At 56.8% G+C, this 15,103-nt stretch carries 14 protein-coding genes; 3 read left to right on the forward strand and 11 right to left on the reverse strand.

All coding sequences use genetic code 11. From position 1 onward, the window contains the following. Positions 1–167: 167 nt before the first annotated feature. Together rlmD and AC27IT_RS13405 are read right to left on the reverse strand one after the other, a co-directional pair. Entirely contained in the window at positions 168–1,604 is a 1,437-nt protein-coding gene (rlmD, locus tag AC27IT_RS13400; protein WP_327944897.1) for a 23S rRNA (uracil(1939)-C(5))-methyltransferase RlmD, read from the reverse strand. A 123-nt stretch (positions 1,605–1,727) separates the two neighbouring features. Continuing rightward, the gene (locus AC27IT_RS13405) at positions 1,728–2,618 is read right to left on the reverse strand and encodes a diacylglycerol kinase (protein WP_005832529.1); all 891 of its coding nucleotides are present in this window, start codon (positions 2,616–2,618) and stop codon (positions 1,728–1,730) included. Between the two features lie 141 nt (positions 2,619–2,759). Between AC27IT_RS13405 and AC27IT_RS13410 the strand changes: the two genes are divergently transcribed. Next, the gene (locus AC27IT_RS13410; protein WP_238503192.1) at positions 2,760–3,731 is read left to right on the forward strand and encodes an ROK family glucokinase; all 972 of its coding nucleotides are present in this window, start codon (positions 2,760–2,762) and stop codon (positions 3,729–3,731) included. A gap of 412 nt (positions 3,732–4,143) precedes the next feature. Here the strand turns inward: AC27IT_RS13410 and AC27IT_RS13415 are convergent, their stop codons facing one another. From AC27IT_RS13415 to AC27IT_RS13435, 5 genes are all read right to left on the reverse strand, one after another. Beyond that, entirely contained in the window at positions 4,144–5,067 is a 924-nt protein-coding gene (locus AC27IT_RS13415) for a DMT family transporter (RefSeq protein ID WP_483073081.1), read from the reverse strand. 69 nt (positions 5,068–5,136) lie between these two features. Then, positions 5,137–6,318, reverse strand: coding sequence for an ABC transporter permease (locus AC27IT_RS13420; RefSeq protein WP_005832536.1), 1,182 nt, complete (start codon positions 6,316–6,318; stop codon positions 5,137–5,139). Further along, complete coding sequence (locus AC27IT_RS13425) at positions 6,318–7,046, reverse strand: ABC transporter ATP-binding protein (protein WP_025847326.1); 729 nt, start codon at positions 7,044–7,046, stop codon at positions 6,318–6,320. The genes AC27IT_RS13420 and AC27IT_RS13425 overlap by 1 nt, the downstream gene beginning before the upstream one ends. 93 nt (positions 7,047–7,139) lie before the next feature. Beyond that, positions 7,140–7,607 (reverse strand): hypothetical protein, encoded by a 468-nt coding sequence (locus AC27IT_RS13430; protein ID WP_122953190.1) that lies wholly within the window; start codon positions 7,605–7,607, stop codon positions 7,140–7,142. Positions 7,608–7,727: 120 nt separating this feature from the next. Further along, positions 7,728–8,081, reverse strand: coding sequence for a hypothetical protein (locus AC27IT_RS13435; RefSeq protein WP_005832542.1), 354 nt, complete (start codon positions 8,079–8,081; stop codon positions 7,728–7,730). A gap of 211 nt (positions 8,082–8,292) precedes the next feature. Here AC27IT_RS13435 and AC27IT_RS13440 point away from each other — a divergent pair, with 211 nt between their 5' ends. Next, on the forward strand, positions 8,293–10,038 hold the full coding sequence (locus tag AC27IT_RS13440; protein WP_487091832.1) for an RNA polymerase sigma factor: 1,746 nt from the start codon (positions 8,293–8,295) through the stop codon (positions 10,036–10,038). 143 nt (positions 10,039–10,181) lie between these two features. On the opposite strand, the gene gatB is transcribed toward AC27IT_RS13440, so the two are convergent. Genes gatB through gatC form a run of 3 tightly spaced genes read right to left on the reverse strand, consistent with a single transcriptional unit; the run spans position 10,182 to position 13,420 of the window. Further along, on the reverse strand, positions 10,182–11,618 hold the full coding sequence (gene gatB, locus AC27IT_RS13445) for an Asp-tRNA(Asn)/Glu-tRNA(Gln) amidotransferase subunit GatB (RefSeq protein WP_431809446.1): 1,437 nt from the start codon (positions 11,616–11,618) through the stop codon (positions 10,182–10,184). 5 nt (positions 11,619–11,623) lie between these two features. After that, the gene (gatA, locus tag AC27IT_RS13450; protein ID WP_007778616.1) at positions 11,624–13,096 is read right to left on the reverse strand and encodes an Asp-tRNA(Asn)/Glu-tRNA(Gln) amidotransferase subunit GatA; all 1,473 of its coding nucleotides are present in this window, start codon (positions 13,094–13,096) and stop codon (positions 11,624–11,626) included. A gap of 33 nt (positions 13,097–13,129) precedes the next feature. Then, on the reverse strand, positions 13,130–13,420 hold the full coding sequence (gatC, locus tag AC27IT_RS13455) for an Asp-tRNA(Asn)/Glu-tRNA(Gln) amidotransferase subunit GatC (protein ID WP_005836468.1): 291 nt from the start codon (positions 13,418–13,420) through the stop codon (positions 13,130–13,132). A gap of 314 nt (positions 13,421–13,734) precedes the next feature. Between gatC and AC27IT_RS13460 the strand changes: the two genes are divergently transcribed. After that, on the forward strand, positions 13,735–14,028 hold the full coding sequence (locus AC27IT_RS13460; protein ID WP_487091835.1) for a hypothetical protein: 294 nt from the start codon (positions 13,735–13,737) through the stop codon (positions 14,026–14,028). Between the two features lie 113 nt (positions 14,029–14,141). On the opposite strand, the gene asd is transcribed toward AC27IT_RS13460, so the two are convergent. Next, positions 14,142–14,993 (reverse strand): archaetidylserine decarboxylase, encoded by an 852-nt coding sequence (gene asd, locus AC27IT_RS13465; protein ID WP_007778623.1) that lies wholly within the window; start codon positions 14,991–14,993, stop codon positions 14,142–14,144. Positions 14,994–15,103 lie beyond the last annotated feature (110 nt).

Consider the following 15,103-nt stretch of genomic DNA (forward strand, 5'->3'; position numbering starts at 1 on the left):
AATTATTAGCTTGGCACAACCATCTCACATGTCTACACACCCGACGTCCAAATCCAGGTCCAAAACGACCGAAACCTCGATTTTGTCTTTGAGCAACTTATTTTTGAAGTCGTTGCCGTCTGCCGTGAAAGTCATAAAACGCGCAAAGTGTTGAAAACAAAGGATTTCTACGTATCGATTCGTTGCATTCCTATTACGCACTCCACATGCCCCGTATGCGGAAACATATCCACCGGCTGCACTTCCTTCACCTCATACCGCTCCGCCAATACCTTCAAATCCCTTGCCAGCGTCGACGGGTTACACGACACGTACACCACGCGCTCCGGCTGCATTTCCAAAATTGTCGTCAACAGCGCCTCATCGCAGCCCTTGCGCGGCGGGTCGACCACGATTACATCGGCGCGGATCCCCTGCTCCTTCCACGCCGGAATCACGACCTCTGCCGGGCCTGCCTCGAATGTCGCGTTCTCCACGCCGTTCAACCGGGCGTTGCGGTTCGCATCCGCGATCGCTTCCGGGACGATTTCCACGCCGTACACATGCTTCGACTTCTGCGCCAAAAACAGCGAGATCGTGCCGATGCCGCAATAGGCGTCGATGACCGTTTCCGTCCCTGTCGCGCCGGCGTACTCCAACGTTTTGTTGTACAGCACTTCCGTCTGTGCCGGGTTGACCTGGTAGAACGACCGCGCCGAGATCGCGAATTTGATCGGGCCGATGTAATCGTAAATGACGTCGCTGCCCCAGAGTGTCACAGTCTTTTTGCCGAAAATGACGTTGGTCTTGTCCGGGTTGATGTTTTGCACGATGCTGGCGACGCCCGCCACCTCGGTGCGGATCGCTTCCACGAGCTTGTCCCGCTGCGGAATCGCCTCCGCGGTCGTCACGAGCACGACCATGACTTCGCCCGTCTTTACCCCCACCTTGACGACTACGTGGCGCAGCAAGCCTGTGCCGCGCACTTCGTCGTACGGCTTGATGCCGAGAGCAGCAGCGGCTCTCTTCACGGTGGCGACCGCCTCGTCGTTCTTTTGGTGCTGGATGAGGCATTCGTTCATGTCGATGATGGAGTGGGATTTTTCCGCGTAAAAGCCGCCGACCAAGGCGCCGTTTTCCTCGCCGATTGGCACCTGTGCCTTGTTGCGGTAGCGCCATGGATCGCTCATACCGAGCGTCGGGTGCACCGTGATTGCTCCTTCTCCCTCCACCTGAAAGCCGCCGATGCGGCGCAGGTTGTCGCGGACGATTTGCTGCTTGTGCCGCAGTTGTTCCTCGTAGGCGAGGTGCTGCAGCGAACAGCCGCCGCAACGGTCGTAAAGCGGACAGGGTGGGTGCGCGCGGTATGTGCTGGCTTCCACCACTTTCGTCAGCTTGGCGAAGCCGAAGTTCTTTTTGACATGGTCGACGCGCGCGTGGACTCGCTCGCCTGCGAGTGCGCCGTCTACGAACAGCGTATATCCTTCAATCCGGCCGACTCCAGCGCCCTCGTGGTTCAGTCCGGTTATCTCCACTTCCAAAGTTTGGCCGACACGTACCGGGACGTCCAGCTCCACCTTGGCGGTCTGCTGCGGTCCGCGCCGCTTTTTTGTTGTTTTTGCCACGTTTCGTTTGCTCCTTTTGTCTTGCGCTCTGGCTTCCCGGCTGCTTTTTGCTCAAGGAAGCAGGCAGGGATGCACAGCGAACGCGGCATCCCTACGGCTATTGCTATTCATTTTACTATCTTCCTACGGGACGAACAACTCGATATGTCCTGGCAAAGCTTCCACGACGCACGGCAACTGTCCGCCGAGCTCGCCGTCCAGATTGAGCTGGACCACCTCGCCTGTGGGAGAGGTCGCTTTGATGTAGTCTGCCTGGAAATACAGGATGTTGGGGTCGCGCAAATGCTCGCCGCGAACCGCTTGTGTCGCGAGGCGGATAAATTCGGCGATGTTCGTCTTTTTCACGACGATGACATCCAGCTTGCCGTCTGACAAATCGGCCTCCGGGGCGAGCTTGTCGAAGCCGCCGACCGCATGGCTGTTGGCGATGAGAAACACCATGATCTCCTCGTCCAGCAGCACTTCCTTGCGATTTTCCAGGCGGACCCGGATCGGGTGCAGGGAGGGCAGCTTCTCCAACCCTTTGACGTAGTACGCCATCTGGCCCAGCAGCGTTTTCAGCTTGCTCGGGACCTCATAGGTCAGGTTGGTGAGGGAGCCGCCTCCCGCAATATTCATGAAATAACGGTTGTTGATCCGGCCCAGGTCGATGCGCTTCTTCTTGCCTTTGGCGATGATTTCCGTGGCGCGCGTGATCGACTTCGGTATGCCTACCGCCCGGGCAAAATCGTTGCTGGTTCCGCAGGGGATAATGCCAAGGGTGGGGCGTGCTTTTTGCTCCGCCATCCCGTTCACAACTTCGTATATGGTTCCGTCTCCGCCAGCAGCCAGGATGACGTCGAAGCCGCGGGCCACGGCGCGGGCAGCTTCCTCGGTCGCATCATCTTCCCCTCTGGTTGCATGGCAGGAGGTTTCGTATCCGGCCGATTCCATCAAATCGAGAATATCCGGCAATCGTCGCCGCACGATTTCCCGGCCGGAGCTCGGATTGTAGATCAATCTGGCTCGTTTCAAGGCAGATCCCTTCTTCCTTCCCTCGCTCACGGGTGTACTTCCTTCCATCATATCCTGTATAGCCATTTTTGGGAATCGCTATGCGGGTAACAGCGTGATAATATAGAAAAAGATGGCAAAAAGGAGAGCGAGGGGACAGTTGTGAACAAAATCATCGTTGGTGTTGACGTGGGCGGAACGGCAATCAAAATAGCGTTGATTACCCCGGATGGTGAGCTGGTAGCGAAAACGCACGAGCCGACACCTGTCGCAGATGGAGAAGATGGCGTACTGCGAAAAATCGCGGAGATGACCCGCGTTCTTCTGCACAAACACGGCTATGCGCCGGAGCAAGTGAGCGGAATCGGCGTAGGAATCCCCGGACCTATTGATGCCCAAAACGGAATCGTCATGCAAGCCGTCAACCTGCACTGGACCAAGCCTGTCTTATTGAAGCAAAAGCTGGAAGCACTTACAGGGCGGCCAGTCGCAGTCGACAACGACGCCAATGCGGCGGCACTGGGCGAAATGTGGCAGGGCGCAGGCCAAGGCGCACAAGACCTCGTGCTGATTACGATTGGCACAGGAGTCGGCGGCGGCGTCATCCTGAACGGAAAAGTCGTTCACGGCATGAACGGAGTCGGCGGCGAAATCGGGCACATCACCATGACGCCAGACAGCGGCGCTCTCTGCAATTGCGGCAAAACAGGCTGTCTGGAAACGTACACCTCCGCCACCGCCATTATCCGCGAAGGGCACCTCGCTGCCGAAAACGGAACGAGCCCGTACCTCGCTTCCGTGCTGGCCGAAAAAGGCAAGCTCGGGGCAAAGGACGTGTTCGAAGCAGCCGTAGCAGGCGACGTCGCTGCTCTTGCCATCGCCGACCAGGTGGCGCTCTACCTGGGCCTTGCCCTCTCGCATCTGGCGATTGTTTTGAATCCGGCCAAATTTGTTATCGGGGGCGGCGTGGCGGCGGCAGGCGACTTCCTCTTTTCCCGCATTCGCGATGCGTTTGCGCGGTTTGTTCCGTTCGCTTACGTCGTGGAAGCAACCGAGATTGTGGCTGCCACACTGGGCAACGACGCGGGCGTGTACGGAGCGGGCTGGCTGATCCGCTCGCAGATGGAAGAGTAGCCGTCAGTTTTCTGTTGCTGCCTCGCGATTTGAGGGCTTCTCCAAACAAGCGGAGAAACACATTTACCGAGACAGGAACGGCAAAATGAGCGCGTTTTGGCAGGCTGTTTGCTTGCAAAAAGCTTGCTGCCGACGGTAAGGGCAACGGAACTTCTGCTTTTTCATTCGCTCACGCTAAGAAATCCATAAGCTACGGCCCAGTTCTTTTCCGATACGATAAACGATACAAAAAAGCGCTCCTGCCAGCAGCCTCAATGCCGCCGCGCAGAAGCGCTTTTCCCTCTACGATTCAATCACACGCGCCACAGACGCTTTCCCTTCCTCCGCCCGATCTGGTTTCGGCTCTTTCCCTGCGACGATCAACTCGCTCCTGCCAGCACCGCCACTACCGCCACACAGAAGCGCTTTTCCTCTACGATTCAATCACCCGCGCCGCAGACGCTTCCCCTTCCTCCGCCCGACCTGGCTTCGGCTCCTTGCCTGCGACGATCAGGGCCGCGCCCGCCAGCACCGCGCAGCCGCCGAGCAGTTGGAGCAGGCTGAACGCTTCGCCGAACAACAGGGCCGAGAACACGATCGTCACGACTGGCTCGGACGTACTCAGCACGGAAGCTTTGGTCGAGCCGGTCAACTGCAGGCCGCGGAAGAAAAAGCTGATCGCCATGACTGTAGAAAAAACGACGATCCCGCCCAAGGCCCACCAGCCCGCCAGAGCAAAGGCCAGGTCGACGCCTCCTTCTTTTTGCGCGATCAAAAAGGTCGACGCGGCTGCAAACAACGAGATGTAACCCGACGTCACATACGGGGACAAACCTTTTACGACCCGGTTGCCCACGATGATGTACACCGAGTAAAACAGCGCTGCCGCGAGCGCCAACACGACTCCGAGCGGCTGAATGCCGCCAAACGACAGCCCAAGCACCAGCCCCAGGCCCAGCAAAGACAGCAGCATGGCGAAAACGGTCTTTTTCGTCAGCGGCTCTTTTTCCACAAAATAGCTCAGGACCGCCACAAACACGGGAAACGTGTACAGCAGCAACGCCGCCATCGAGGTCGGAATGTACTGAACTGCGGAAAAAAAGCTGAGCGATTGCAGCGTGTACAAAATGCCGCCCAGAAAAAACAGGGCGAGCACCTGGCGACGATTGAGCCGCAGCGACTCCTTGCGCCAGGCCAAGAGGCCGAAAAACAGCACAGCAGCAAACAAAAAGCGCAAAAACAAGAGCGTAGATACCGAAACGCCTGCTCCATAGGCATACACGGCAAAAATGGACATGACGCCAAAGCCCGCAGCCGAAGCAAGCACGTACAGCACACCGATGTACAGCGGATTCACGACATTCACCAGCCTTCTCACAATGGCAGCGACATGGGCAACAGACAGCCTGGATTTACTCCCTCCCGATCAGTTTTTCAATCCAGCCCCTTCTCTGCGGAACAGTCGCGAGGCGAAAAAAATCGTGATCGCCACGTACACCAGCGAAGAACCGATGCCGACCAACGCGTGCAGCGGGTCGACCTTGCCGTAAAACACTTCCTTGCACAGCGCCACGCCATTGAACACGGGCAGCGCGTAGTAATGCTCCGCGATGTCCACCGGGCTTTGCGGCATCAGCATGTACGACGGCACCATCGCCAGGAAGATGACTCCGCTCATGTACGTCTGTCCTTCTTTAAAAGACTTTGCAATCGTGCTGAGCATCAGCTCCAGTCCGGCAAACGTCGCCGCCATGAGCAGGATGACGACGATCAGCACGAGCAAGGTAACAGGCGAGAAAAACGCGAGCGAAAAATGGTCGCCTGCCCCTCCAAACGGCCCCATGCTCATCACCAGCGATACCGAGATGAGCGAGGCTCCCGCACTCATGATACTCATCACCATGACCGCCAAAAGCTTCGCCGTCAGAATGTGGTTGGCGGCAATCGGCGCCGTCAGAAGCGACTCCAGCGTCCCCCGCTCTTTTTCCCCCGCGACGAGGTCGTTGGCGGAGGCGATTCCTCCAGAGGCGAGCGACACGACGAGCATGAGCGGAATGATGCCTGCGAGCATCCCGCCCGACTGCCTTTCTTCCGACGCTACGTTTTGAAAGTCAGGCGCGATCGGCTGAATCGTCTGCTCGGACAAGCCTGCCTGCTTGAGCCGCTTCGCCACAATCTCCTTGCTGTACGCCTCTACGGTCCGCTCGATCAGATCGCGGGCGTAGACTGACTTGGAATTGGTCGAGTCAAAAGCGACGTGCAGTGTGGCCGTTTTCCCCGCCTGAATCTGCTCGTCAAACGATTCCGGGATCGTAATGATCGCGCGCAGTTGCCCCGCCTGCAGCGCTTGCTCGGGATCAGGCGGCTGAAGAATTTTGACCCCTTGGTTTTCTTGCAGGGACTTAATCAGCTTGGAGGAGCCGTGAACAGCCAGCGGCACGTATTCCCGCGCTTCCTTTTCCACGTTGCTGTAGGAGTTGCCCAATAAAAAAAACACAAACGGAATAATCACCAAGGGCACGAGAAACGTCCCCAGCCACGCCTTCCGGTCGCGAAACAGGTCGAGCAGCTCCTTTTTGAAAACGGTCCAGATGATTTGCCAGTCCATCAGTGCTCGCCCCCTTCCACAACCGCCATGAAGATGTCGTCCAGATCGTCAGTCCCAAACTGCTTGCGCAAGGCGTCCAATCCCCCGGAAAAGCGCAGCCGGCCTTTGTGGATCAGAGCCACCCGCTTGCACAGCTTGTTGATTTCGCCCATGTTGTGGCTGGAAAACAGGATCGTCTTGCCTTCCTCCTGCAGCCTTGTCACCATCCGGCGAAAAATGGTAGCAGCCGTCACGTCGAGCCCTGTCGTCGGCTCATCCAGCAAAATGACGTCAGGATCGTGGACAAGCGTGCGGGCGATTGCCACTTTTTGCTTCATTCCCCGGGAAAAAGCGCCGACGCGCCTGTCGATAAACGGCTCCATCTCCAAAATGCGGCTCAGGCTGTCGATCCGCTCCTGCACCCGCGACGGCGGCAAGCCATAGAGGCTACCGAAGTAGGCGATGTTTTCCCTGGCTGTCAGCCGACTGTACAAGCCGACTTCCCCGCCAAACAGGATGCCGATTCTGCGCCGCACCTCCAAAGGCTCGTGCCGCACCGAAAATCCGCTGATCTCGATGTCTCCCGCAGTCGGCGCGAGAATCGTCGCCATCATGCGCATCGTCGTCGTCTTCCCGGCGCCGTTTTCGCCCAACAGGCCGTACACCTCGCCCTCTTCCACGCGAAACGTCAAATCGCGGACCGCTGTGATCGTCCCGAACTGTTTGCTGACTTCTTTTACCTCAATCAACAGCAGCCCTCCTCTCCTTCTCCCTTCGAACCGAACGGCCAGCACTTGGTCCACGGCCAGCCGCAACGGCAGTTGACGCCTGGCGTCCCGCCGTCAAAATCGGACTTTCAGCAAATAGGAAGCTCTTTTCTCCCCGGAAAACGTCACCTGTACAACCCCTGTGCGGCCTTGCAGCACTCGCGGTATCGCCGCCGCCACGTGGAACTGCCTGTGCCTGTCATCGACGCGCGCGACAGTCACTGTGCCCGGCGGAGAGTATATCCTGTCTCCGTCCAGCGAATAAAACACGAGCGAGATTTCCCCTGCGGCACCGTGCGCCTCCCCGGAAAACACGATCGTATTCACAGCTCCGCTGACGCCGCCGGATACCCTTGTCAGGTCAAACAGCGGATGGCGCAGCGAAGCAAGCGCAAGCCCGCCCCTCCAATCTTGCAAAAAAGCGTCGAACTCCTGAACCGCCGCAGGCGAAGCGATCACAGTGGCCTGCGGCGATGCTGCGCCAAGCGAGCCTGCCGGGCTGGCGGAAGCCATGAGCAGAAGCGTCATCCATACAGAAAGCATGCTAATCATCTCCAGTAAATGGTTGTCCTTAGCATGCCCTCCGCAAAGTTTGAGCTATGTGTCTGATGCTGGCTCAGAATCTTTTGACTTTTACACACGGGCGCTATAGCTGCGCTCTCCTCATGCCGAGGTCAGGGCACTCGCGTAGCGTTCCTTCCATTTGGGCAGGGAAAAGCCTTCAAACAGGGCCACAAAGCTTTCCGTATCGTTAATGTAGTGACGCGTTTCTTTTTGCCCGGGGTACTTTTCTTCAAACAGCGGAGCGACCAGATGCGTGACCGGAATCCCTTCCGCCTCCTGGTCGTAGATGCCCCGCTCGGCCAACACTTTGCCGAAGTAGCGACAGTAGGTCACGGTCACCGTTTTTTGCTGCCCATTGTCTTCCCACGTCGCAATCGAACGGTCAAATGTATCGGATGGCGAGCCGCCCTTGCCCGGCGCTACACTCTCTCCTGTGACAGAAATCAGCTTCATGTACTTTCCTTCCCCCTTTTTGTTCGTGTATGTTCATTATAGGGTAGAGTGGAATTTCTTACAAATCCGGCCAACCCGCAGCAAATCAGGCCGGAGTCTATGTCCGCCGCTTGCAAATAAATTTTTTACAAAAAGTTTTTACGCATCTGTCAGAAAATCCTGCGCCCGGTAGTCTATGCAGTAAGTCAACTAACAACGAGGAGTTTTGGCAATGGATCATTTGGTTATCAAGCCTGCCAGTCAAAGAGAAGAGGAGCAGGACGAGACTTTGGTAGAACGGGCAAAAGCCGGAGATCAGGAGGCGTTTGGCGAACTGGTCAGACGCCACCGCTCCAAAGTGTACGGCTACGCCCGTTCGTACACCCAGGAAGCCTATCTCGCGGAAGACATCGTCCAGGACGCGCTCATTCGCGCCTTCCTCCACCTGGGTACGCTGGTCGACAGCCGCCGCTTCCTGCCCTGGCTGCACCGGATTGTGCGCAATCAGGCGTACACGCGTCTGAAAAAGGGACCGCAAGCACGGGAGCAGGTCTTTTCCGGGCTAACCAGGCAAACGGGCGAGGCAGAGCCGACCGACTGGGAGGATCTCGACAGCATTTTGCACAGGCTTGGCCGTAGCTGGTCGACCGCAGCCGAGAGCAACGGCAACCCCGAGGAGGTCTTGATGCGCCGCGAGCTGTTTACGACGATCAAAAGCTTGCTGCACTGCCTCAGCCCGCGCGAACGGCGGATCGTCGAATCTCACTTTTTTGACCATCTGGCCCCTCACGAGATTGCGCGCATGTTCGAGATGACCCAGGCAAATGTGTACCAGGTGCTGTCTCGCTCACGCAAAAAGCTCGTGCAGGAAAAAATTCGCCTCGTTGTTGACCACTATGTGCAAATGCGAAAGGATGCGGGAATTATGAAAAAAGTCGTTTTGAAAAAGCCGGAAGCCATGAAGCTGAAAACATGGATTACATGCGGGGCAGCGTTGCACGGATTAGTCGAGTGTACGGAACGAAAGCTGTCCCTGCCGCTGGTTCTCGGTTTGAGCGGGCACGCCTTCCGCCTGACGATCGTTCCAAAGAGCATTCATATTGCGGGGCCAACCATGTTTTACTTCCAGCCCGTTCTGGAGCAAGGCTTGCGGAACATGGGCTTCAAGCCTCGTTCCGTCTGCCAGGAGCAGTTGGACGGCACGCCTGGCCCGAATGCGAACCAGGTCGATCCCGCGCTGCTCAGCCCTGCCGCGCGCGAAAAGCGGCAGCTTCCTGCCCTGCTGCCTCAGGCACTGGAGCTGATTCACCACGCGGTTGACAAAGGAAATCCGGTGCTCGCCTGGGACTTGTTCATGCCTGAATTTGGCCTGATCTACGGTTACGAGGATGAAGCCAAGCTGCTGCACGCCGGAGACAACTGCGGCAACGACGGCACGGTGCCGTATGAGCATCTGGGGCGCGGACTGGTGGCAGAGCTGTTTGTGCTCGCCATCGAAGAGACGCTCCCCATCGACCAGCGCACGATGCTGGCTAACGCTCTGGATTCAGCCCTGGCGCATTACCGCGGCCAGGAAGGGCAAAACGCCAACTTCATCTACGGCCTGGCTGCCTATCCTGCCTGGCAGGCGGCTTTTGCCAAAGGAACCATCGAGCCAAACGGAAACGCCTACACCACAGCGGTCGCACACGACGCCCGCTGCAACGCCTACCGGTTCTTTACGGAAATCGCCGACACGTGGACTGACCCTTCGCTGGATGAAGCGCGCCCGCTGCTCAAGGAAGCAGCCGCGCTTTACGCCGCTATCGCGGACGACTTCGGCAAGCTGACCAGACTGTTTCCTTTCCCGGCTGGCGGCGAACCAAATGCAGAGGAGCAAAGCAAGCAAGCTGTACAGCTTTTGCAGGCCATCGAGCAAAACGAGATTCAGGCTGTCTCCTTGCTGGAAAAACTGCAAGCTGCTCTCGCCGCCAACTAGAGGCGCGTCAAACCGCTTCAAAGCCATTGGTACTTGCTGCCAATGCCGTTCCTCGCCATGTCCCCCTCTTCTGTTTTGTGCCTCTCTCTTGCCAAAAGAAACAGCACTTTCCCTAGTCGGAAAGTGCTGCTTGTTGTTGTGCCTTACAGGCTGCTCAATACTTCCTGAATCAGCTTGTTAACCATTGGCGGGTTTGCTTTGCCTTTGGTTTGCTTCATGACCTGGCCGACGAAGAAAGCGGCTGCTTTTTCGTTTCCGGCCTTGTAGTCCGCTACTGCCTGCGGGTTGGCATTGACGGCGTCGATGACGATTTGGCGCAGGGCGCCCTCGTCGCTGATTTGCACCAGTCCTTTTTCCTCGACGATCTTCTTCGGATCTTTTCCGGTCTCCACCATCTCCTTGAAGACGGTTTTGGCGATTTTCGAGGAGATCGTGCCGTCTGCGATCAGCTTAATCATGTCGCCCAAGCCCTGCGGCGTCATTTTCACATCGGCAAACGTCAGGTTGTTGGCGTTCAGGTGCGCGAGCAGGTCTACCATCAGCCAGTTGGCGACTGCTTTCGCATCTGCGCCTGTCTTGACGGTTGCATCGAAGAAATCCGCCGTTTCCTTGGAAATGGTGATGACCTCCGCATCTGCCTGCGACAGGCCGAACTCGTTTACGTAGCGAGCCTTGCGGGCATCCGGCAGCTCCGGAATCGTGGCGCGGACCGCTTCAATCCACTCTTCGGAGATTTGCATGCGCACCAGGTCTGGGTCCGGGAAGTACCGATAGTCGTGCGCCTCTTCTTTGGAGCGCATGCTGACCGTCTTTTTGTTCGCCTCATCCCAGCGGCGGGTTTCCTGCACGATCGTACCGCCGGAGTTCAACACCTCTGTCTGGCGCTGAACTTCGTATTCCAGCCCCATTTGCACGTTGCGGAAGGAGTTCATATTTTTCAGCTCGGTCTTGGTACCGAACTCTTTTTGCCCATATGGACGAATCGACACGTTGGCATCGCAGCGCAGCGAGCCTTGCTCCATGCGCACGTCGGACACTTCCGTGTACTGGATGATCGCTTTCAGCTTTTCCAGATAGGCGCGTGCTTCTTCCGGCGAGCGGATGTCCGGCTCGGACACGATCTCGATGAGCGGTACGCCCACGCGGTTGAAGTCTACGAGCGATTCTCCGCCGAAGTCGCTGTGCGTCAGCTTGCCCGCGTCTTCCTCCAGGTGGAGGCGGGTGATCCCGATGCGCTTCGTCTCCCCGTTGACCTCAATGTCGATCCAGCCGTTGTAGCCGATCGGCTGGTCGTACTGGGAGATTTGGTACGCTTTTGGCGAGTCCGGGTAAAAGTAGTTTTTGCGGTCGAATTTCGTCTCGCGGGAAATCTCGCAGTTGAGCGCGAGCGCTGCTTTCATTGCAAACTCTACCGCTTGCTTGTTCGTTACCGGAAGCACGCCCGGATGTCCCAGACAAATCGGGCATGTATGTGTATTCGGTGGCGCGCCGAACTCAGTCGGGCAGCCGCAGAAAATTTTGCTCTTGGTCGAAAGCTCGGCGTGAACCTCCAGGCCGATGACGGTTTCGTACTTGCTCATGCCTCTTACCCCCTCACCCATTCCGGCTTGCGCTTGCTGTAGCCTGTTGCCTGCTCGTAGGCATGTGCTACGCGCAATACGGTGGATTCGTCAAACGCGCGCCCGACGATCTGCAAGCCGATCGGCAAACCGTTTTGGGCGAAGCCGCACGGTACGCTGATCGCTGGCAGCCCTGCCAGGTTGACAGGCACGGTGCAAATATCTTCCAGATACATTTTGACCGGATCGTTGACGTTTTCGCCGATCTTGAACGCGGTCGACGGCGTAGTCGGATGCAAAATGACATCGAAGTCGGCGAAAATGTTGTTGAAGTCCTGGATAATCAGCGTGCGCACCTGCTGCGCTTTTTTGTAGTAGGCGTCGTAGTAGCCGGACGAAAGCGCATAGGTTCCGAGCATGATCCGGCGTTTCACTTCCGGTCCGAAGCCTTGGCTGCGCGATTCCTTGTACAGCTCGATCAAGTTGGACGCATTGTCTGCGCGCACGCCGTAGCGCACGCCGTCGAAGCGGGCCAGGTTGGACGATGCTTCCGAGGAAGACAGCAGGTAGTAGGCTGGAACCGCGTATTCGGTATGCGGCATGGAGACTTCGCTCCAAGTTGCGCCCATGCTCTCAAGCTGCTTCAAGGCGGCGAGCACAGCCTCGCGCACCTCGGCATCAATGCCTTCGCCGATCAGCTCTTTTGGCACTCCAATGCGCAGACCTTTGACATCGCCAGTGAGCGCGGAGAGGTAATCCGGCACTTCCACATTGGCAGAGGTGGAGTCGAACTCGTCATGTCCGGCAATCGCTTGCAGCACGTATGCTGCGTCTTCTACGCTCTTGGTCACAGGTCCGATCTGGTCGAGAGAAGAAGCGAAAGCCACCAGACCGAAGCGGGACACGCGGCCGTACGTAGGCTTCAGACCGACGACACCGCAAAAAGCGGCAGGCTGGCGAATGGAGCCGCCCGTATCCGAGCCGAGCGTGAAATAGAAGTGACGGGCAGCCATCGCTGCGGCAGAACCGCCGGACGAGCCGCCTGGCACGTAATCGGTGTTCCACGGGTTTTTGGCCGGGAAGAAACCGGAGTTTTCATTGGAGCCGCCCATGGCGAACTCGTCCATGTTCAGCTTCGCCACGATCACGGCGTCCGCTTCCTTCACCTTTTTCGAAGCAGTTCCGTCATGGACAGGATCGTAGTTCGCCAAAAATTTGCTGGCGCAGGTTGTCCGTACGTCTTTTGTAATCAGGTTGTCCTTGAGCCCTGCCGGCAAGCCGAAGAGAAGTCCCAGCTCCCCGTTCTCCTTAACCAGACGCTCGTCCAACTGGCGAGCATGGGCGAGCGCTCCCTCCTCATCCACGTGCAGGACGGACTTGATTTTTTCATCGTGCTCCTTGATGCTTGCGATGGAAGCCTGCACCAGGTCTGTGACCGAAAGCTCTTTTGCGCGCAAGGCGCTATGTATTTCCGACAATCGCTTGTCAAACAGCGACACAGTGGGTTCCTCCCTTCTCGTTCTCCTGACAGATTATTCGAATACAGCCGGTACCTTGAATTGCCCGTCTTCGTGATCCGGTGCGTTTTTCAGCACTTCTTCGCGCGGCAGCGACGGTCTGTTCACGTCTTCGCGCATCACGTTTTTCACATCGGTCGCGTGGCTGGTCGGCTCAATGTTGGACGTATCGAGCTCGTTCAGCTTCGCGGCAAACTCCAGGATGGCGTTCAGGTCCTTTGTGTATTGCAAAGCCTCGTCCTCCGTCAGTTGCAAACGGGCCAGATTGGCTACATGCTCTACTTCTTTGCGAGTGATGGCACTCATCTCTTCCACCTCCGAATCGTATCACATAACTTTGATCTTACTTGAAAACAGCAGGTTCAGTCAATTTTCGCGCGGATTCGGCAGCATAGAAACAAAATTTTTTCGAGTAAAAATGATTGGCTGAATGATTAGAGAGGCGAAGCTGTTTCGAAAACAGATCGTTTCAGCTCTGGCATGCGGTCTGGCATGTCTCGGAGCCGGGCATCGTCCTGGCAATGTCTCGACTTGGAACGGTAACGCGTGAAGCGTATAATGAAAGACAAGCACCTAAAAAATGGATATTTCTAAAAATAAGGAGGATGCCCTTGAACTCAATGATCGTGCTGCTGCTGGCTGCCATCCTTTCTACGCATCATGCGCTTCCCATATCCAACCTGCTGCTTTCAGTCCCCCGGCAGCAAATGCTTACCCCGGAGGAAGCCACGCAAGTACTGACCGCCATTTTGAGCAAAAACCCCGCTCTTGGCCCGGTAAAAATCACCTCTGTCACATACGCAAACGGGCAGTATTATATCCGTTACATTCGCGAAACCAACTGCGAGAGCGGGACACATATCATAGATGCCTATACAGGCGAGACAGTAGGCGGGACGCGGTCCCAGTGTTAAAATCAGCTTGTTGTCTGCAACCAGCGGAACATCTATATATAGCAAAAAGGAGTCCCTTTTCTCCAAAGCGGACTCCATTTTCATTCGGATTCTATTTTTCAGGCAACAAGCCGCTATGCTTGTTCCTTTTGCAACGTCGCCAGCAACTGCCCCATGAGCAGCGACTTCCCTTTTTCCACGCCTGCCGCCCATGTTAGCTGCGAAGATTCCAGGAGCAGGATGACGGTCGAGCCGAACTCGAACCAGCCGAGCTCGTCGCCCTTTGCGTAGTGCGGCGTGCCTTCGATCGGCTCGTCTGTTTGCCGGCCGTGCTTGATATTGGTCGTGGCGGTATTGTACACGACTTTGACGCTGCCGACGAACAGGGCGCCGACTTTTACCAGTGCGATCTCGCCCAGGCCATCCGACTCGATGTAGGTGACAAGCCGTTCGTTGCGGGCAAACAGTCTGTCCACATTTTCAATCCCGAGCCGGTTCACCGGATAGAGACGGCCCGGCAAATAGCTGTAGCGCACCAGCTCGCCTGCCACCGGCATATGGATGCGGTGATAGTCGCGCGGGCTCAAGTAGATCGTGATGAACTTTCCGCCGTAGTAGCGCTTTGCTTCTTCCTCGGAACCGCCCAGCAGCTCTGTCACGCTGAACTCCTTGCCTTTTGCCTGAATCAGCGTGCCCTCGCATATGTCGCCGAGCTGGGAGACGGTCCCGTCTACCGGGCTGACGATAACGTCGTTGCCGGGAGCGATCGGCCTTGCTCCCGGCTTCAGACGGCGCGTAAAAAATTCCTTGAGCGTCCGGTATTCCGTTACCGGCTTTTCTATGATGGAGGCATCAATTTTATAGTGACGGATGTAGTGTTGGATCGCTAATCGACTGAAGCGAGAAGCGGTAATTTTCCCCATGGTCCGTGACATTGCGTTTTGCGGCAGTCGATGAATCAGACCTGGCAGCAGCTTTTTGCGCATAAGTGGAACTCCTTAATCGTTTTCGATTAGACAGCAAGTAGCGAATACCCTTACTTTACCACCTCCACTTACAGCCAGTAAACCCTGCACTATTACCAACGTCTCATCAT

This window comes from Brevibacillus sp. YAE8, assembly GCF_057543335.1.

Coding starts and splice junctions, on each gene's coding strand:
- AC27IT_RS13420 (WP_005832536.1), bottom strand. CDS start 6,318: ATGGACTGGCAAATCATCTGGACCGTTTTCAAAAAGGAGCTGCTCGAC.
- AC27IT_RS13430 (WP_122953190.1), bottom strand. CDS start 7,607: ATGCTTTCTGTATGGATGACGCTTCTGCTCATGGCTTCCGCCAGCCCG.
- AC27IT_RS13435 (WP_005832542.1), bottom strand. CDS start 8,081: ATGAAGCTGATTTCTGTCACAGGAGAGAGTGTAGCGCCGGGCAAGGGC.
- AC27IT_RS13440 (WP_487091832.1), top strand. CDS start 8,293: ATGGATCATTTGGTTATCAAGCCTGCCAGTCAAAGAGAAGAGGAGCAG.
- gatB (WP_431809446.1), bottom strand. CDS start 11,618: ATGAGCAAGTACGAAACCGTCATCGGCCTGGAGGTTCACGCCGAGCTT.
- gatC (WP_005836468.1), bottom strand. CDS start 13,420: ATGAGTGCCATCACTCGCAAAGAAGTAGAGCATGTAGCCAATCTGGCC.
- AC27IT_RS13460 (WP_487091835.1), top strand. CDS start 13,735: ATGATCGTGCTGCTGCTGGCTGCCATCCTTTCTACGCATCATGCGCTT.
- asd (WP_007778623.1), bottom strand. CDS start 14,993: ATGCGCAAAAAGCTGCTGCCAGGTCTGATTCATCGACTGCCGCAAAAC.